The following is a 19,881-nucleotide window of genomic DNA, read 5'->3' on the forward strand; positions in this document are numbered from 1 at the left end:
CTTCATATTATATGTCTATATTCTATGTCCATTTTTTATTATCTCCAGTTTAGTTATTGAATACTTTATAATTAGTGCATAGTATCACGAACATTTAGTAATCGACGAGTATGTATGTTTGATATTTTAAAAGATTCTAATGGCAGATTTAATAAAAAGAATATTTTACCTCTTGTAGGTGCCACTGTCGCTATTATTCTAACAGCATTAAGTGCAGTAGTAGCAATTCCCAGATTTTCCTCTCACCCCTCTCTATCTAGTCCTCTCGGTTGGAAAGATTTAAGTTATAATAAATTTCTTGCTAATCACATACCACTTAGCATAGTTATTTTCTTAACACTTGGTTTATGCACTTACCTTGCAATTGACAAAATTAGACAAAACAAACAGAGAATCTGAGAGCCAACTCTGAACCTAATACATGTGTTTATACTGCTTCAATAAATGATGTTCTAGAAGAACAAAATCAATTATAGAGATATTGGTTCTAGGCTTGTTTTTTATCTTTCACGGACCTTTTCATTTAGGTGCTTGTGATTAGCAACCATCCAGTTTACACTGTACCTAAGTATAGTTTAAATTTATGCTAAACAAGCTCACAGTTAAATCTCTTTCAGTATTGCTAATTTCTTTGTTATCTTTATATATAATACTGCCAAACTTCTTTGATAATAAGTTTCTCACCTCAAAAAAGAGGATAAATCTAGGGCTCGACCTGAAAGGTGGATCATCTATACTCCTGAACGTAGACTTAGATTTTTACTTCAAAGAGAAACTAAGCATGCTAACCGATGAAATAAAAGAAGGTCTGTTAACACAAAAGATTGAATTTAGCGCAAAAAACGATAAACAAGTGGTTGTAACTTTAAATAATATTGATGATTACAAAAAAGTTTCAACGTTAATACATAAAATAAACCCAAATTTAGAATTGAGTAGAAAAAATACTGCAATTTTCATTTCATATAAACCGCATTATAAGAATTCATTAATCAATGAAGTAGTTTCAGAGTCAATAGTTAATGTTCAAAGACGCTTAGATAAGCTTGGTACTAAGGAAGTAAGTGTGCAAAAACAAGGACAAAATAAGATATTAGTCCAAGTTCCTGGAGTAGAAGACACTCAGCAGATAAAATCTCTGCTTGGCAAAACAGCCAAGCTGGCCTTCCATTTGGCAAACACCAATGTAGCTAAAATGCAAGATATCGATCATGACACTACGATTATGCTCAAGGATTCTTTGGGTAATTCCTACCCGATATTCCGCAAAACTGAAATAGGCGGTGATTCATTAGTTAACGCATCAGTTAGATTTGGCAATTTAGGTAAACCAACAGTACATTTCAAATTCGACAGCATAGCAAGCAAAAAATTTGCAAAAATTACTAAAGAAAATGTAGGAAAGCCTTTTGCAATTGTTTTAGATAACACAGTCTTAACTGTACCAACAATACGTGAACCTATTCTAAATGGAGAGGGAGAAATTAGCGGTAATTTCACTGAAAAACAAGCGAGTGAACTTGCAATACTTTTAAAATCAGGTGCACTACCTGCACCACTTAAAATAATTGAAGAAAAAAACATTGGTCCAAGCCTTGGAGAAGAGTCAATAAAAGCAGGAGAAATTGCAGCAATAATTTCTATCATAGCCGTTGGTTTATCTATAATCATTACTTACGGCAAATTAGGCTTGTTAGCGTCTGTTGCACTCGTTTTTAATGTAATCTCTATACTACTCATTCTTACCTTACTTGAAGCAACTCTTACTCTCCCTGGAATTGCTGGAATTGCACTAACTGTTGGCATGTCGGTGGATGCAAATGTTTTAATATTTGAACGCATCCGCGAAGAAATAAGAGCAGGAAAAAGAACAGCTCGTGCCATTGAAGAAGGGTTTAAAAATGCAATAAAAACAATTCTTGATTCAAATCTCACTACACTGATTGCTGCAGGAATAATGTTCATTATTGGTAGCGGAGCAATTAGAGGGTTTTCTGTCACTTTATCGATAGGAGTTTTATGCTCGATGTTTTCTGCAATTATAGTCACAAAACTTCTGATAGAATTGTGCATCAACCCACAAAAGCTAGTACTTTAGTATCTGTTCAGCAGAGTGACAAAATAAGATAGACGAGAAAAGACAACTAAATGGTTGTCATGCAAGTAGCTATCCAGTCTTTTCGTCGTCAAAAACTTTGTAACATGCTTACCAATTTAGTGAGCATAAAACCAATATATTTGTGGAGGAAAAGGAAAAAAGAAACAGAAACCATCTTCAGGCTATCACAAAGGATATGGCCATAAGATTAAAGATATGGATAGATTTATCAAATTTCTGAATGGAAATCAGGATATTAGAATTGAAAAGATAATTGAAGAATTTGGTAATATGTGTAGAAGCACAGTATATAACTACCTTAGCAAAGTAAACTATACATATAAAAAAAACTTTTCTTTATCGAGAAAGAGATAAAGAGAAACGCAAAGAGTTCATAAAAAAAGTAGAAGAAATAAATAAAGAAAACTTGATATACATAGATGAGTCTGGAATAGAGGACAATGAATTTTATGAATATGGGTGGTCTCAAAGAGGCAAGAGGTTATTTGCCTAGGGTTCAAAAGAAAGAAGGTAAGCATGATTGGAGCACTGAATGAAGGAAAAGTTAAAGCACCATGGATAATTGATGGCTACTGCAACAGCGAGATTTTTGATGCTTATGTAGAAAATGTACTTGTCCCTGTATTTAAACCTGGACAGACTATTGTTCTCGACAATGCGAGTTTTTATAAATCTGCAAGGACGAAAAATTTGATAGAAAATATTGAGTGTAAAATTTTGTTCTTGTCTCCATACTCGCCAGATTTAAATCCAATTGAGAAGTTCTGATCAAGCACTCCATAAGAAAGGCTCTACAAACCTTTTGGCCCAATATTAATTCGGCTATTGATTTTGTCTTTCAGTGCTCGAGCAGATCTTACTTCGGTTAGCTATATCACTAAAATCTCGTATTCTACATTTGACTTTAATAGCTCTTTATCTTCCTGAAATCTGAATGTTTTATCAATGCATCTTCTATTCAGCCGTTAGCAATACTTTCACTTATTCCATAGCTTTGCGCTATATGGAAATATGTACGGTATTTACGCAAATATTCTAGTGCTATTAACAAACATGCATTGTTTATTTGGTTTTCCTCCTCTTGCCTTTTTCTTGGCCTCTTCCTCTATTAAAATTTCTATTATTTTTCCAATGTTTTTCTTTTTACTCCTCTTAGTCTTCGAAGCTTCTCTTCATCAAGTTTACTTACCTGCTCAAAATTTATACCTTCCCTAATATTGCTTCTACTACTTGTTTCTTAAGTTATCCAAGAAGTCTAATGGCAAGAAAAGAAGCACTGACCACTTTTGCTTCAGATGCCCTTGAACAGATATTATTACTAAAAATTAAACATCAAACCAACTTCAATATTATGAGTGGATATATCATCTGCAATAGGTATTGGGATACTAAAGTAACGATAGCCGAAAAAGGTTTTAACTTCTGGGATTATTGAGTAGTCAACACCAAGCTTTATTTGATAAGCAAACCAAGGAACATTCAGTGGCATTGAATTTTCTAGTGATCCATTAATCTTTTTTAATCTAAAAACTGTTGGCCCTATACCAAGACCAATATACGGAGCAAATTGTGTATCTCGAATGCTGGAGTTATAATAGAAGTTTAATAAAAATGCAAACACCCTTGCTGATTTCTCAAATACCGGAGGAGAATTACTATCTTCAATATTGGCTGTAGAATACATAGCTTCAAAATCAACTCGGCCATTTTCCCCAGCATAGTAACCTAAAGATACGCTCCTAAGCCACTGGAAATCAATTTTGCCGTTAAATTTCTCTATACTCTGAATTTCATCCACTAATCCCGCTTTGATAAACAATGATACTACTTTTTCTTGCAAAGAAAGATTAGGATTAGCTGTATTGATTAAATTAATAAACCTTTCTCCTATTGCCTTTATACCCTTTACAAATGTTTCTGAATTATCATGGCATATCTTACCACCGTTAGCACTAACATAGAAATCAAGTTTTTTTGATTTTTCCTTTGTAGGCTCAGCTTGATCTGCAATACTTGGCCACATATTTTTCTGATTAGCTACTTGGAAAACAGAAGGTGAACTACTTTTAAGTTCTTGATATTTTATTGGTATTTCTTTTTCAGCAACCTCTTCAGAACGTATTACACTTTCATTATTATCTGTTTCTAATTTTAACGGTTGTACTTGCTCAATGTGTGTATTGTTACTGATATAAGTAATAAAAAAATAGACACACGGAATGAAGATAAAAAATAAAGCAATAGATACTCTAATTATCATAAATGAATTATCACTTATAGTATAACTACTATATCATATATTCCTTTAATGTACAAAAATTAAGAAATAATATTTCCAATTAAACAATTATTTTCTATTCCTTTAACATGAGCTTTCACAATACTTTTAGCTTGAACTCTTGATGTAAGTTTTGTTAATGCAAAATTTTCTGTTCTACCAATATTATTCTGCTCAACCAAAACGCTTTGCTCAGTGCCGAGCAAAGATTGATAAAAACTGCTCATCATTTCTTTATTTATTTCTCTTAGATGCTTTACTCGTTCTTTACGTACATTCTCTGGTATTTGTGGCATCCGTGCAGCAGGTGTGTTTTTCCGCTCTGAATATGGAAAAGCATGTAGATAAACTACATTTATTTTTTTCAGTAAATCAACTGTATCCTGAAACATTTCATCAGTTTCTGTTGGAAATCCAGCAATAATATCAGCGCCAAATGCTATATTAGGTCTTAAGCTCTTCATTTTATGACAAAATTCTATCACTTGTTCTCTGTTGTGACGACGTTTCATTCTCTTTAGTATTAAATTATTACCAGACTGTAGACTCAAGTGTAAGTGAGGCATAAGTCTTGACTCATTAGCTATTAAATCCATTAGTTCATCATCAACTTCAGCAACATCAATAGAGGAAAGTCTTAGTCTCTTTAACTGTGGTATATCCTTTAAAACTCTTCTAATCATTGAACTGAGTGATTGCTTACCAAACAAATCTGTACCAAAGTCAGTAATATCAACACCTGTAAACACCACTTCTTGATACCCATTTTCTATAAAAATCTTAATTTGCCCTATAATATTGTTTACTGGCACAGATCGATTATTTCCTCTTGCCTCAGTAATTGAGCAAAATGTACAACTATGATTACAACCATTTTGAATTTCAATAAATGCCCTTGATTTATCTTCAAATCCATTAATGAAAATAGGTTCTACTTGGTTATCACTGACTAAGATTTCATCATTATTTAGTAGATAATTTTCAGCTCTTAGCTTGTCTTGATTACCTAGCACTTTACTTACACCAGGAATATCACTATATGATTTAGGATCTAATTGAACAGCGCAGCCAACTACGATAATTTCTTTACTTGGGTCGTTTTTATAGATCTTACGTATTTTTTGCTTCACTTGGCGTTCTGCTTCGTTTGTCACTGCACAGCTATGCACTACAACAACATTTTCTCTCTTTGCTTTTTTTAATGCTTCTTTGATTAACTCGCTCTCGTAAAAGTTTAGACGACAACCAAACGTTATCACTTCATTCATGCTTTTGCTTTAATAGATCTAAATTATATCAAATATCCAAGCAAAATGACTATTTTTTGGTGGATAAATGTATAACTAGTGCAAAAATACCATCAATCTCACTTTCTTCTTTTTAAATATAAAGATCTTTACACCAAGAAACATCATTGTGGCCAACCCTTTGATTATCGATCTTTTCTCCCTGGGCGAGATACTCACCACCATTTTCAATAAAGTTAACATCATATGATTGAGCCATATCTCTTAATTCACGGATAAAAGCAAGCTGAGCAATGTTTTGCTCAAAAAAATACGACTTTTCAGGTTTAGAATAAAGTATTGCACACATTATATCTTTTTCAGGCTTAGCTTGGAGTATCTCTTCAATTCTCTCTTTTCCTAGCTTTTCTTCAAATTTTGTCTTTATTCTATCTTGGCTAAGTATATTTTGTTTATAGAGAGTGATATTAGTTTTTCTGTCAGATTAAGTTGCGTCTAGTACAACTGACTATGCAAATAAGCTAACAGAACTTGAGATATTTTAATTATTATCAAGGTGAAGTTTCACGTTTTTTATTAAGAGGATCCACATCTGGATCTTCTATATAGTTTTGAGGTTGTTCTTGAAACACAAGACGTGCTCCCTCAAAGTTATACTCCTCACCTTCATATAAAGAATCTTCTTCTTCAAAATTGTGTTCTATTTCTACTTCAAACTTGAATCCTAACTTCTCGCAGAATTTGTAGAAATATTCTTTAATGGTATCAAATAAACTTCTGCCATCAATTTTGTAGTCTCTCAATTTTCGGGGCACAGTAAGTGACAATTTGCCATCTTTATATATCACATCATCTTTCCCATCTTGAGATTCAAGTGCGAATTCTAGTGAGCTGTTCAATTTACATAATTCTTCATTTGGCTTTACAAGTACGGTGGCAGAGATTAGCTCTTTAACTGTGACTTCTACACGTTCTGAATTACTGCAATTAATATATGTTGTATGACTGGAGCTGAAAGTTAATTCATGTATTTTAGTTACATGAAAAAGAGGACTATCCTCATTATATAATGCACCTACATAAGCAGCTTGGTTACAGTTAGTAACTAGTTCTTTTAAGATAGAATCGCTTGGAACTTGAGCTTCAGCATATTTGAACATTGCCTTGAAAACTTCTTTTCCAAACGCACGATAACTTTTATTTTCATCTCCTTCTTTTGGTAATAGATGAGCGTACCCTTTACCTAGATTATAAAACTTTTCAAACTCCTCTTTAATATTGGTCGGTTTTTTTATTGCCAGGTATCCCTTGATTTTTATAATACCTATCCCAAACTTCATCAAAATTGTATTGCTTAGCTCCGTCTATCAATGCACCAATTAAACTTTCGTCTAGATTTTTGCTGTTAATAACAAATCTCATTCTTCGAAAATCTTCATACATCTGCTCACCAGTGTTTGCTGACTCATTGGTTTTATCAGCCCTTAACCTGCTAAAATCAAACTTTTCCGCTTGAGCCTTTAGCGTAACTACTGGATTTCCCTTTTTTTCCTGTATAGAGTTGTTCATTGTTAATACTTTGATATGAATTGCTGATAGTATAATAATACATAAAAATAGTTAATATGTCAATAATATACTTAACATAGACAGTCATAATAGGGTGACAGGATTTTAGTAAGGCTCTATTATGAATAAACGGTTTTATACAGTATGAATGTTGATGAGCAGTCAAGTGTGCTGACTTTTCTAAATAGTAAAATTGAGAATATACCAAGGTTTTATTCCGCAATATTGCCTAAACTTTGCGGTGGAGAAAGAGTAATGAACTTGCTGTTTTATAGGCCGCTCAGCTATGTGGATAGAAGTAAATCACTACCTGATGCTCAAGTGGGAGAATTTACAACTTTTGTGGCAAAAGTGTATGAGCACCAGCGCCCCACTGTTAGAGGTAGGCCATATAAAATAATCGTTGAAAGTGAAAGTCAGTATTTATTTATAGTTTTTTTTAATTACTCAGTTAAATATTTGTATAAATTATTTCCAGTTGGAACAGATATAGTAATCAGTGGTAAACTTGAAAAGTTTGCCGAACATTGGCAAATTACTCACCCAGATTACATGTTGTCTGATATCAATCTATTTAAAGAAATAGCCTGCATAGAGCCAGTTTACCAATTATGTCGCGGTATTACTAACAAGAGCATTAGAAACATAATAAGTTCTAATCTAAAAGATTTGCCTGATTTGCCAGAGTGGATAGATGAAACATTAATCAAGCAAAAGAAATGGCTGAATTGGAAAGAAAGCATCATAAGATTGCACAGACCGAGCTCACTCGCAGAAGCAGAAGTTTGCAGAGAAAGACTTGCTTATGATGAGCTATTTGCGTACCAGTTGGCACTAAAGCTTGCAAGGGAAAATCATGTAAAAAAAGAGGGAAAAGAATTTATAATATTGAGTAAATACAAAGAGCAGGTCTTAAATGAATTACCGTTCCAATTAACAAATGATCAAATTCGAGCGATAGATGAAATCTCAGAAAGACAAAAATCCAGATACCGCATGGTAAGTCTGCTGCAAGGTGACGTTGGGAGTGGCAAAACTGTAGTTGCACTCTTTGCGATGCTGAATGTGGTAGAAAATAACATGCAAGCAGCTCTAATGGCACCAACTACTATCTTGGCTGAGCAACATTATAATTGGATCGAAGAAGCTCTATCTTGTACTGATATAAAAGTTGCTCTGCTTACTGGTAAAACTGCGCGCAAGGAAAGAAAGACTATCATGAACGAACTTGCAAATGGTATTCTAAATATAGTAATTGGTACTCATGCATTATTTCAAGCCAACGTTACATTTAAAAATTTAGGACTCGCAGTCATAGACGAACAACAGCGATTTGGAGTGATACAGAGGAATCGGTTGGTAGGAAAAGGAGAAAATACCGATATACTTTTTGTTACTGCAACTCCCATTCCAAGAACCTTGCAGCAAGCTATGTATGGTGATGTTGAATGTTCTATTTTAAGAGAAAAACCAAAATCTAGATTGCCAATAAAAACCGTTATTATGAACGTTAAAAAAGTATCAGATATTATTCAAAGACTGAAAGATGCTATAAATAGAGGCGAAAAAGCATATTGGATTTGTCCATATATAGAAGAAAACGAAGAACTCAATATTGCCGCAGCAGAAATGCGCTTTCAGGAACTACAAAAGACATTTTTTGATAGAGTTGGAATAATACACGGAAAACTAACTCAAGAGCAGAAAGATCAAGTGATGTTTTCCTTCAAGAGGAATGAGTTTTCTCTGCTTGTTGCAACCACTGTGATAGAAGTTGGTATAGATGTACCAGATGCAACTATTATGATTATAGAGAATGCAGAGCAGTTCGGGTTATCGCAATTACATCAGTTAAGAGGTAGAGTAGGACGAGGAAATAAACCGTCTTTTTGTGTACTGTTATATGACAATCTCAGTAAAAGTTCGTATTCAAAGTTAAAGATTATGTGTGAGTCACAAGATGGATTTTATATTGCTGAAAAGGATATGATGCTGAGGGGTAGCGGAGATATTCTAGGCACAAAACAATCAGGGTGCATGGAGTTTAAATTTGCTGATTTATATGAGGACAGAGAATTGCTCAACCTTGCATATAATAGTGCAAAAGGTACAATAGCTAATTTTGAATTACTGCTTGATATATTTGAATATAGAAGTAGACTACATTTTTCAAAATTTCAGTAATCTTCCAAGCCATAACCTTCATGAGTAGAAATTCCTTGACAGACGGGAGTATTTAACAAACCATATGCGTCAAGTTAAGGAAAAATAAGAGTGAAGAAGAAGTTTTTACCATAAGAATAAATTGTGCAGAGTTAATAGCAGGCCCTGTAAACAAAATGTTAGCAGGTCAAATTAATCAAGGGCAGGAAGTATAAAAATGGAAAAAAAGCAGTAACTTAGCCTAATGACAATAAATATATATATAGAAGGTACCGTTTTAAAGAGCACAAAAGGAATACACAGTAAAAGCGAGAAGAAGTTGAGAATATGTATGGAAGCAGTGTGGAGAAGTGGCTGCCAATGATCAAAAATTTACCACAATTACAGAAGTATACACAAGAGGTTTAAAAGGTGATGCAAAAAGGGAATTTTGGCAAAATGACTTAAGTATGCACAACAAGATCCAGATTTGCATAATTGATGATCAGATGTCATTCATGCTGAGCCTATATATAGAAAAAATTCTCAAGCTCAAGAGGGCTTAGGGTGGAACTAAAATTCATGGACTTGTTGACGCACGTAATTAATTTCTTTTTTTTAAGTTAATTAATGTTAACAAGCCACGTCTGCCTGTAATCATGTTAATACCAAAATATAATGTAAGAGAAGAAATGGGCAGTGCTATGGTTAAATACAACAATTTTTGTTTCTTTCTAACCATGCTTCCATATGAAAAACATATGACATAAAAAGGAAAACAAAAAGCTAAGAACCTTGACGCGCTTTACATCTTGGCTTTACCTTATTTATAATATAAACCTTACCACCCCTTTTCACAACTTTACAATTTTTATCTCTGTTACGATGAGATTTTAGTGACCCTTTAACTTTCATATCTACAGTAAGAATAGAATTACCTTACATTATGATCACTGACAGAGAGTTAGTCAATTGATAAATTTTTCACATTTTATTAAAATACTGTATAATTGTTGCTGATACTTCTTCGATTGACCTTTGCGTGACATCAATAATTGGCCAGTTATTTTGCTTAAAGAACTCCTCTGCTTCTTTAATTTCCTTTTCTACTTTTCTAGGGTCAGCATATATATTATTACCTTCATTATTAATTGAAGTCAGTCTATTTTTGCGTATTTCTATTAGCCTTCTTACGTCTATTGTTACTCCTATAGTCAGTTTATTTTTTAATTTTGCTAAGTCGACGTAAAAGGGTATCTCGCTAACAAAAGGAACATTTGCAACTTTATAGCCTCGGTAAGCTAAATACATACTGGTGGGAGATTTTGATGTGCGTGAAACTCCAACCAAAATTATATCGGCTTTATCAATATCTTGAATATTTTGTCCATCATCATGATTAATGGTATAGTTTATTGCCTCAATGCGCTGAAAATATTCGTTATTTATCTCAGCATGTAAGTCAAGTTTTTCGTCTTTTTCAATTTCAAGATAGGATGAGATTTCCCTAATAATGTGTGATAATATCGCTCTGTAGGGAATTTTTAGCTTTATACAATTATTTTTTAGATATTTTCTTAGCTCATCATTAGTAATAGTGCATATAACAAAATTATGCTCATCACTTTTTCTATTAATTTCCTCTAAAATTTTGTCAATCTGCTCTTCTCCTTTTACGAAAGACCAAACATATTCGATCGTTTCTACAGAACGAAAGTGTTTCAGAGCTGATTTTGCAACTGATATAACAGTTTCACCACTTGAATCTGACACTAAGTGTAGGTTAAGCTTTTTAAGGATCATCAACGTTATACTAAAAATAATAGCAAGCAATCTGGTACTGAAATTGTGCTAATTTATTATACTACGTAAATATAGAAAAACTATCTTGTTGATAAAACTCAAACTAATTGATAAATTCTTAACACAATTATTCTCAAAACGAATGTTTTTATTAAAGCCTACAAATTTCACTTCTTTTACTAAAAAAGCTCTACCTTGGCTTGGGGTTATTTGTTTCGCATGTTTTTTAATTGGAATGTTCTTGGCATTATTCTTCTCCCCAGGAGATTATAAACAAGGAGAAATCGTACGAATTATGTATCTTCATGTGCCTTCTGCATGGCTTGCTCTTGGAATATACGGACTCATTGCATCACTCAGTTTCATTTCATTGGTGTGGAACAATAGCGTTGCTAGTGTTTTGGCACATGCTGCTGCTCCTGCAGGGACAGTCTTTTCGGCAATATGTTTAATCACAGGTAGCATCTGGGGAAAAGGAACATGGGGTACTTGGTGGGTATGGGATGCAAGGCTTACTTCAATGCTGATTTTGTTTTTTCTGTATGTTGGTTATCTTTCATTGTGGAGCGCTTTTGATAATCAAGCAAGAGCAGAGAAATCATCAGCAGTATTTGCCATTTTTAGTGCTATAAATATTCCCATAGTAAAATTTTCTGTGAATTTATGGTCTACTCTTCATCAGCCAGCAAGTATTTTTAGAAAAGGTGGAGTAGCAATAGAAGGTTCTTTACTGCTGCCACTCATTGCAATGTTTATATTTTGTGCAACATTCTTTTTAGTAGTGTGGATACTTAATGCCCTTCATTTAATTAATTTGCAGAAGATAAAGAGAGAAATCAGTATGCGATATTAGGTATGCAGTTCCAGAGTGTAATGTTGTGAACAGCGACAGAGATTAAAATGTAGAGCAATCATCCATTAGCAAGTTCCAGAACTAATTACGTACAAACCACACTTCAAGATTATAGTGATTAATCACATGAAAGTAGAAGAATCATGACTCTCTAAGGTGAACTGTATGCAAAATTAGCAAAGATACGTTAGAAATTGAAAGAAAATTTTTATTGATAGATATGCTATATTTATAATGCAAGTTATTAAATTTTTAATTACTTTAGCTTATAATAGCTCCTAAGTTACCATGAAGTTTCTTGAAATGTGGTTTCTTTTACTCACATTAAATTTGTAGTTTTTTTATTTTAATACAATTTCAATTTTGACTGTAGAGGAGGTGCCGATGTCAAAAAACACCTATAGTAACCAAATTAATAATAGTTATTTATATAACAACAAACTTTTTTATGGTGAAGAGGATATAGATGAGATCACTGAGGGTGAAACTACGACTGAGAAGGAATTTACAAATAGTTCCGTAGTAAAAGAGGATTTTGAACTAGTAGAAAAGAAGCTTACGAAATGTGAAGAGGAGGTTAAGCGAGCAAAAGCAGAGACTGAGTGGTATAAAAAAATAGCTGAAGAATGTAAAAAAGGAAGTGGTACGGGCGAACCTGTTAACGATGAAGGAGAAAATGAAAATGGAGAAATTACATCTCGAAAAGTAACCTCAGATTGTTCCAAGTATGAAAATTGTGGGCCGTATTCTCATTTTTATAAAGTTGATAATAAGATAGGTTGTCAAGGTTTTAGTGCATCTGATTTACTAAAGGAATTATATCCTGAGATGTACAGTAATCCTAAGATTGCAAAATATATAGAAGAGGGAGCAAATGGTAATTATGGTGCAGTAAATTTTAAATTTGCCTTTACAGAGGATCTTAATTCAATATCCTGGCTTGGTAATATAGAATGTGAAAAATGTGTGGATGATCAAATAGAGTTAGCGTGTCGAGAAGAAGAGATTAAGAGTTTCTGTTACCCGAACGTTTACCGTAGTAATCCAGAATTCAACAAGAGCTTTTTTTCTAGAGGATCATGCCCTAATCTCTTTAGAGAGTCCAGTGAAACAAGTGTTGTAAAAGCAAAACAAGTTGCACCATTGATACTTGTTAATACCTTAGGACAAATGGTAGATAAAGAGGGTAATAACACTAAAGTATACTATGATGCATTGAAGCGTTATCTAAATGATGATGGTAAAATCAAGGATTGTGGAGATAATCAAAAGTGTAAGGATTATATTCCAATTATGGAGAAAGTTGCATGGAATAGTGATAAGGAAGTACTATTAAAAACTGCTGTTAATAATACGCAAGAGGCAAATCCTTACTATTATGGAAATGAGGATAATTCTACTTCCGTTGAATTTGGTTCTATATAACGCTGAATTTGTCTAATTTTTTCTACACTAGACACAATTTAGTCGTATCTGAACAAATACATAATCTATATAAAGAGGACGTAGGTACCATCTGTCCTTTTAAGGCATTTATGTCAATGATATGCGTAATCCATGATTTTAAACATGATGACCCTCCTAAGTAATACAAAAAAACTCAGAAAAATGTATATAGCTATGATAGAAGTTATCTATACATAAGTACAATATACTTTAACTAGAGATTATAAATTAATGAAGTTGAAAAGTCTGCAGACGAAGATAGATTTCGAGCTCTAGAATATCTTCACTATCAAAATAACAAAGCTGTCAAAATTTGTCAAGTAATTTTTATCGCAACTGTACAAACATTGCACAGGACAAATTTAAAATGCTGTAAAATGGTGTCTGTTCAGACGCATGTGAAACCAGTGCTTCTTTTCATCCCACTTCCATGCGGCTAAACCCTTTTCATAATCTCCTATCTATCATTTCTTAAACCACTCCCCTGAACGGATACAATTAAATACATTTTTAACATTTTTATAGAAAACTATTAGTATAGATTTGTATGCTGCCCTCATGGCTATTTTAAAATGTTTAATACTCCTTTTCATTATTTCTTGTACACATCTACCTAATAAGCAACATTCTGTTAATATAGACAATTATAAGCACGATTATTCGTTGCAACAATATAATACTCCTTTGAAGAATAACGAACCAGCAATACCAGAAATGATACCTTTAACGGTAGAGTTTCCCGATCTTACAACCAGTAATCAGTTTCTTTCGATTAATGTTGATGAAAAAGTACCAGTAAAGGATTTACCGATTGAGATAGGAAAACTTTCTGACATTAACTTAGACATAGACCCCAAAATATCAGGTAATATTACTTTAAAACTAAAAGATAAGAACGTAAACGAAGTAATTCAGAATATAGCCAACAGCGCCAAATTGCGTTACTCAATGAATAATGGTGTAATTAGAATTGAACAAGATTTGCCATATGCACAAAATTATTACGTAGACTTCATCAATATTCAACACTCTGCGCAAAGGAGTTTTATCATTGGTAACAATATTACCGACAGTGATGGTGATAGAAACTATATGAAATCTCAATATAGTAGTGATTTATGGAATTCATTAGAAAAAGGCTTAAATGCAATAATGGATGTTAACGGAGTAGATGATGGTGAGTTTCTTTCATCCAACAGAGAAGCTGGTGTCATTATTCTAAATGCTAGAAAAGATATTCACAAAGCTGTTGAAGAATATATTAATAAAGTTAAGAAATTGGCGTCTTCTCAAGTAATGATCGAGGCCAAAATAGTTGAAGTTTTATTAGACGATAAATACCTTTCTGGTATCAACTTAAATGATTTGCATAATGAAACCAAATCTATAACAAATCAAGGTAACTCTATTATTGACCTAGCAATTAACTCTAGTGTTAGTGATTTAGGAGATTTAGTAAAAAATTTAGGCAAATTTGGCACTTCAACCGTAATTTCAAGCCCTAGAGTACATGCTATAAATAATCAGCAAGCAATGATTTCATTTACTAAAAACCATATCTATTTTACTTCCGATATACAGAAAAATACCAAAAATTCTAATCATGCATTAATTACCAAGATGAATAGCACTCCAATAGGTGTGGTGTTAATAATCCACCCAAGCATTAACATTGATACTAATGAAATATTCATGGATATACACCCAACCTTATCAAGAATTAACGATTACACTAAAGACCCAAATATAGAATATGTCGCACAACAGAATAAAATGAAGTTAAATAGTGACATTCCAATTATTGAAACCAGAGAAATGCACTCTACGTTAAAAATTAAGAGCGGCGAAGTTATGGTAATTGGTGGGCTTATAGAGCATAGAAAAGATAACCAAAACTTATTGCATCAAAAGTCAAAAAAACTGGCTAAGACAGTAGAAACCGTCATCTTCCTGAAAGCAACAATCGTACCAACACTTGGTTTATTAGATACAAAAGATAGGAATTTATATATATATTAAACGTATCCGTTCAGGCAATGGCATCAACTTAAGGAAAGATGTTGGGGTTGCTATTATGATAAGAAGAGAGTATCGGAATGATAATTAAGACAGCTTAATCATAAAGCTTTTGCAGTAAATTTAAGTTACTTTAGTCATTTATTAAAGTTTTTAAACAGGTCTTAGTTTACTTACTTTATTGTTTTCTTTATTATCAAATATTGCTTTAAATAATATGGAGGAGCACATTGTCAGCAATTGCCGTTATTGATTTTGGTTCACAGTTTACACAGCTTATTGCAAGACAAATCAGGGAAATGGGCGTTTACTGTGAAATATTTCCAAGCAATATCGATTTCAAAACAGTATCAAAATTCAATGGATTTATTTTTTCTGGAGGACCGCAATCTGTAAATGACAATTGCTCTGAAGTAAGTGAAGTAGCACATAAAATTATAAAACTTAACGAAACAATAAACACTCCTATACTTGGAATATGTTATGGACAGCAACTCATTTGTCATTATTTCGGGGCAAAGGTAAGAAAAGAATTCAATCAGGAATTTGGCAAAACTAAAATCAAGATACTAAAAGAATCCCCAATTATAAAGGATACTTGGGACGTTAATTCCGAAATCGATGTGCTAATGAACCATGCAGACAGTGTCGAAACTATACCGCAAGGATTTACTGCTATTGCCTCAGGTATAATAAATCAAACAATCGCAATAATTGCCAACGAACAGCGGAAGATTTACTGTACTCAGTTCCATCCTGAAGTTAAGCCTACGACAAATGGTAGTAAACTTCTCTCTAATTTCTTAGATATTGCAAATTGTGAGAGAGATTGGACAATGAAGTCATTCATTGAAAAACAGAAGGAAAAAATTCAAAACTTAGTAGGGGAGAAAAAAGTAATTGCTGCAGTAAGTGGGGGAGTTGATTCAAGTGTTGCAGCAGTTCTTACACACAAAGCTATAGGAAAACAATTAAACTGTATTTTTATCGATACTGGGTTATTGCGTAAGAGCCAGACCACTGCTATGTTAAAAGAAATTCCAATAAATTACGTTGATAAATCAAACTTGTTTTTAAGTAGGTTAAGGGGAATAACTGATCCGGAAGAAAAGCGAAAAATTATCGGCAATACTTTTATCGAAGTATTTGAAGAAGAGGCAAAAAAAATAGGTGATGTGGATTTTTTAATGCAAGGCACCATTTACTCTGATGTAGTTGAATCAGGGCACGCTTCAGGAAACACTAGTACAATTAAATCTCATCACAATGTTGGTGGGTTGCCAGAAAAAATGAATCTGAAACTAGTAGAACCTTTACGCTATCTCTTTAAAGATGAAGTAAGGCTGCTTGGCAAAGAAATTGGGCTTTCAGATGAGATAATATTGCAACATCCATTTCCTGGACCTGGACTTGCAGTGAGGATCATAGGTGAGGTTGATGAAGAAAAGGTACGAATATTGCAAGAAGTAGATGAAATATATATCAACACAATGAAAAATTATGATCTGTATGATAAAATATGGCAGGCTTTTGCTGTACTGTTACCAGTAAAAACTGTGGGAGTTATGGGAGATAATCGTACATACGGATATGTTTGCGCTTTAAGGGCTGTGACTTCATCTGATGGCATGACAGCTGATGCATTTCCATTTGAAAATAAAGATCAACATTCGTTAGTATTTTGGAGGTTTTTGCAAGACATCAGTAGTATAATTGTTAACAAAGTTTCTGGAGTAAATCGAGTTGTGTATGATTTAACTTCCAAGCCACCAGCAACTATTGAGTGGGAGTAGCAATAATTTCATTCCAGTTTCAGCTACTCGAATCACACCAAAGAGGCTGCTTGCATAGCTCAAATTTTAAGGAAAACTATTTAATGTCATTCCAGCGCGTGACGCTGGAATCCAGAAAAAAAGAATAATGGATCCCAGTGTCAGCTACTCGGATGACATCGAAATGTTCGTACAGATATTCGTCACACACCGGAATAAAAATTAGACTTTTGCTTTGTGCAAAATAATTTCAAGGCCGCATTTTCTTTATTTTGCTTATAGCTTCCACAAGCATTGCAAACATAAATGAAGAATACAAATATGCTTTTGGTAGCTCTATGTGAAGTCCTTCAAGTATTAAATATATACCGATGAGTAACATAAATAGAATGGCAATTACTTTTAAGCTTGGGCTGGATTTTATTAACTTAGCGGTATAACTTGATGAAAATAGCATTGCTAATATGGAAAATGTAAATGCTATAGCAATGATTATCATATTATGAGTTAATGCTATAGCAGTTAATATTGAATCAACAGAAAAAACTAAATCTATTAATATAATTTGTAGCACAACTAAAAAAAATTGTGATTTAACGTTTGCCTTTGTTTTGTTCTCCTTATGTACAAAAATTTCGCTCCATAACTCCATAGAACTTTTAACAATAAGAAATAACCCTCCTGCAATCATAAGCAAATCTTTTACTGAAATATCTAGTGATACAGAGTAAAATATAGGCTTTTCCATTGATAATATATGTGATATAAAAAATAATATTACAAAACGCATCAATAGCGCCAAGCCAAAACCTATCAGGCGGGCTCTTTCTCTCAGCAGATTTGGCACCTTATCTATTGCTAGAGAAATAAAGATTAAATTGTCTATACCAAGTATAGTTTCAAGTAGCGTAAGTATCAATAAAGTCCAAGCATCAGCTAGCATTTTCATTCCAAAGTCAGCCTTTGTACTTTACAATAGATGTGTAAAAATTAAGTAACTTCGACTAGGTAATTAAAAAATCAGCCTTACCCGGAAAAGGGGGAGAGAAAAAAGAGCATTTTTATAATAAAAGTACTTTTGTAAGAGAAATAATGAAATTAAAAATCTAACTCTCTTTACGAAAATTTTAAATAGATTGTAAAATAGTTGTACCATGAAAATATATGCCTTCTTTGTAGACTAAGATTTTTCTTTAAATTAAGATAGATACACGATAAAAGGAAATATGATAAAAGAGTCATTAGCAAAAACTGATATAGTAAAAGTTGAAGATAAGAAAGCACCAAAGGGCTTTTTTAAAATATTAGGTGAAGTAGCAGATGCTGTAAGGTCATGGGTTGGCAATATTAGCCCTGATTTAAGTAGTAGTCGCGATGTCGATAGTTTAGTCTTGAAGATGAACGAATGCTTAAACCCAAAGGGGGGTGAAGTCTCAGCACGTAAGAACACCGTATCTCTTGGTAATTTGTACTTGAGTTTATCAGAGGCAGGTCAAATAAAATTTTTACAAACCCTGGCAGAAAAGTTCAATCCGGATAAAACGAAAATAGATGAAGAAATAAAAGTATATAAGAAAAATCAAGATTCTGAGTCGAGCTATAAGTTTGAACAAGACTTAATAAAAGTCCTTGAATCACCACGCTCTAAAATATTGAAGCAGTTTATCTCCTTACCGGAGGGCCTTAAGTTTATTGTTGATATGCGTTCTGATGTACTCAAGCTGAAGAATCAATATAAAAGTCTAAGTCCACTAGAAAACGAATTAAAAAGTATACTTTGTACTTTGGTTGATGTTGATCTACTTGATCTTCATCAAATCACTTGGGATTCACCTGCATCATTGTTGGAAAAACTTATAAAATATGAAGCTGTACATAAAATTTCCTCTTGGGATGACTTAAAAAACAGACTAGATTCTGATCGTCTCTGTTTTGCTTTCTTTCATTACAAAATACCAAATGAACCTTTAATTTTTGTAGAGGTTGCACTGATGAATGAGATTGCAGATAGTATTCAACACGTTTTGGACGAGTCAGTTCCTTCAAGTGACCCAAGCAGTGCAAGTACTGCTATATTCTATTCAATATCAAACACTCAAACTGGTTTATCTGGAATTAGCCTCGGTAACTTTTTAATAAAGAGAGTCGTAGAAAAACTATCGCAAGAATTTAAAAGCGTAAAAGTGTATGCAACTCTTTCTCCAGTTCCTGGATTTACAAAATGGCTAAAAAATCAAGACGTAGCTTTATTAGGTAAGCTTAATATAAAACAATCAGGTACAGAAATTTTAGAAAGCATAAAAACTAACATTGAATGCGAAAAACAGTCCCTACTGAAACTTTGTGCACATTATTTGCTAAAGGTTAAAAGCAGTGGTGGGGGTGCTTATGATCCAGTAGCACACTTTCATTTAAGCAATGGTGCATCAATAAAACAAATCAACTGGATGGCTGATACTTCTGAAAAAGGCATTAGTCAGTCAGCCGGAATAATGGTGAATTATCTGTATGAGCTGCCTAAAATAGATAACAATCATGAGAATTATATGATTAATAAAGCGACTTCTCATTCAAAAAAAGTATCGTCTATGTTAAAAGAATAATAGGAAGTATGCAAGAATGTAGAAAGTTTTAAC

At 33.1% G+C, this 19,881-nt stretch carries 16 protein-coding genes and 2 pseudogenes; 10 read left to right on the forward strand and 8 right to left on the reverse strand.

Annotated features, from left to right (window positions below; all coding sequences use genetic code 11):
* Positions 1-114 precede the first annotated feature (114 nt).
* The 3 genes from OM967_RS03060 to OM967_RS03070 all read left to right on the forward strand — a co-directional run bounded on the left by OM967_RS03060 (position 115) and on the right by OM967_RS03070 (position 2,887).
* Positions 115-399: a hypothetical protein gene (locus tag OM967_RS03060; RefSeq protein ID WP_246433229.1), complete on the forward strand. Its 285-nt coding sequence runs from the start codon at positions 115-117 to the stop codon at positions 397-399.
* A 184-nt stretch (positions 400-583) separates the two neighbouring features.
* On the forward strand, positions 584-2,098 hold the full coding sequence (secD, locus tag OM967_RS03065; protein ID WP_211908399.1) for a protein translocase subunit SecD: 1,515 nt from the start codon (positions 584-586) through the stop codon (positions 2,096-2,098).
* A gap of 537 nt (positions 2,099-2,635) precedes the next feature.
* A complete protein-coding gene (locus tag OM967_RS03070) occupies positions 2,636-2,887 on the forward strand; it encodes a transposase (RefSeq protein ID WP_211908401.1) in 252 nt (83 codons plus the stop codon).
* A 199-nt stretch (positions 2,888-3,086) separates the two neighbouring features.
* Here the strand turns inward: OM967_RS03070 and OM967_RS03075 are convergent.
* From OM967_RS03075 to OM967_RS03095, 5 genes and pseudogenes are all read right to left on the reverse strand, one after another.
* Positions 3,087-3,323, reverse strand: a pseudogene (locus tag OM967_RS03075) (transposase family protein); the annotation flags it as partial.
* A 114-nt stretch (positions 3,324-3,437) separates the two neighbouring features.
* Entirely contained in the window at positions 3,438-4,379 is a 942-nt protein-coding gene (locus OM967_RS03080) for an outer membrane protein (RefSeq protein ID WP_211908405.1), read from the reverse strand.
* Between the two features lie 59 nt (positions 4,380-4,438).
* Entirely contained in the window at positions 4,439-5,665 is a 1,227-nt protein-coding gene (gene mtaB / locus OM967_RS03085) for a tRNA (N(6)-L-threonylcarbamoyladenosine(37)-C(2))-methylthiotransferase MtaB (protein WP_264337610.1), read from the reverse strand.
* Positions 5,666-5,777: 112 nt separating this feature from the next.
* A complete protein-coding gene (locus tag OM967_RS03090; RefSeq protein ID WP_211908407.1) occupies positions 5,778-5,993 on the reverse strand; it encodes a hypothetical protein in 216 nt (71 codons plus the stop codon).
* 202 nt (positions 5,994-6,195) lie between these two features.
* Positions 6,196-7,213, reverse strand: a pseudogene (locus OM967_RS03095) (hypothetical protein).
* A gap of 144 nt (positions 7,214-7,357) precedes the next feature.
* Here OM967_RS03095 and recG point away from each other — a divergent pair.
* Entirely contained in the window at positions 7,358-9,397 is a 2,040-nt protein-coding gene (gene recG / locus OM967_RS03105; protein ID WP_211908408.1) for an ATP-dependent DNA helicase RecG, read from the forward strand.
* Positions 9,398-9,726: 329 nt separating this feature from the next.
* Positions 9,727-9,921: a hypothetical protein gene (locus tag OM967_RS03110; RefSeq protein WP_010402151.1), complete on the forward strand. Its 195-nt coding sequence runs from the start codon at positions 9,727-9,729 to the stop codon at positions 9,919-9,921.
* A gap of 220 nt (positions 9,922-10,141) precedes the next feature.
* On the opposite strand, the gene ykgO is transcribed toward OM967_RS03110, so the two are convergent.
* Together ykgO and OM967_RS03120 are read right to left on the reverse strand one after the other, a co-directional pair.
* Positions 10,142-10,270, reverse strand: coding sequence for a type B 50S ribosomal protein L36 (ykgO, locus tag OM967_RS03115; protein ID WP_006015378.1), 129 nt, complete (start codon positions 10,268-10,270; stop codon positions 10,142-10,144).
* 69 nt (positions 10,271-10,339) lie between these two features.
* Complete coding sequence (locus tag OM967_RS03120; RefSeq protein ID WP_010402159.1) at positions 10,340-11,158, reverse strand: pyruvate, water dikinase regulatory protein; 819 nt, start codon at positions 11,156-11,158, stop codon at positions 10,340-10,342.
* Between the two features lie 142 nt (positions 11,159-11,300).
* Here OM967_RS03120 and ccmC point away from each other — a divergent pair, with 142 nt between their 5' ends.
* The 4 genes from ccmC to guaA all read left to right on the forward strand — a co-directional run bounded on the left by ccmC (position 11,301) and on the right by guaA (position 17,266).
* The gene (gene ccmC, locus OM967_RS03125) at positions 11,301-12,011 is read left to right on the forward strand and encodes a heme ABC transporter permease CcmC (protein WP_211908410.1); all 711 of its coding nucleotides are present in this window, start codon (positions 11,301-11,303) and stop codon (positions 12,009-12,011) included.
* A gap of 384 nt (positions 12,012-12,395) precedes the next feature.
* Positions 12,396-13,436, forward strand: a complete 1,041-nt coding sequence (locus tag OM967_RS03130) for a hypothetical protein (protein WP_211908412.1) — start codon at positions 12,396-12,398, stop codon at positions 13,434-13,436.
* Positions 13,437-14,015: 579 nt separating this feature from the next.
* The gene (locus OM967_RS03135; RefSeq protein WP_264337611.1) at positions 14,016-15,476 is read left to right on the forward strand and encodes a type II secretion system protein GspD; all 1,461 of its coding nucleotides are present in this window, start codon (positions 14,016-14,018) and stop codon (positions 15,474-15,476) included.
* Positions 15,477-15,703: 227 nt separating this feature from the next.
* The gene (gene guaA / locus OM967_RS03140; RefSeq protein WP_211908416.1) at positions 15,704-17,266 is read left to right on the forward strand and encodes a glutamine-hydrolyzing GMP synthase; all 1,563 of its coding nucleotides are present in this window, start codon (positions 15,704-15,706) and stop codon (positions 17,264-17,266) included.
* Positions 17,267-17,495: 229 nt separating this feature from the next.
* Here the strand turns inward: guaA and OM967_RS03145 are convergent, their stop codons facing one another.
* Positions 17,496-18,188 carry a TerC family protein gene (locus tag OM967_RS03145; RefSeq protein ID WP_211908418.1) on the reverse strand — a complete coding sequence of 231 codons (693 nt, stop codon included), beginning with the start codon at positions 18,186-18,188 and terminating at the stop codon, positions 17,496-17,498.
* A gap of 283 nt (positions 18,189-18,471) precedes the next feature.
* Between OM967_RS03145 and OM967_RS03150 the strand changes: the two genes are divergently transcribed.
* Positions 18,472-19,848 (forward strand): malonyl-CoA decarboxylase, encoded by a 1,377-nt coding sequence (locus OM967_RS03150; protein ID WP_250119982.1) that lies wholly within the window; start codon positions 18,472-18,474, stop codon positions 19,846-19,848.
* Positions 19,849-19,881: the final 33 nt, after the last annotated feature.

Source organism: Wolbachia endosymbiont (group B) of Dolichovespula media, assembly GCF_947179505.1.
GTDB lineage: Bacteria > Pseudomonadota > Alphaproteobacteria > Rickettsiales > Anaplasmataceae > Wolbachia.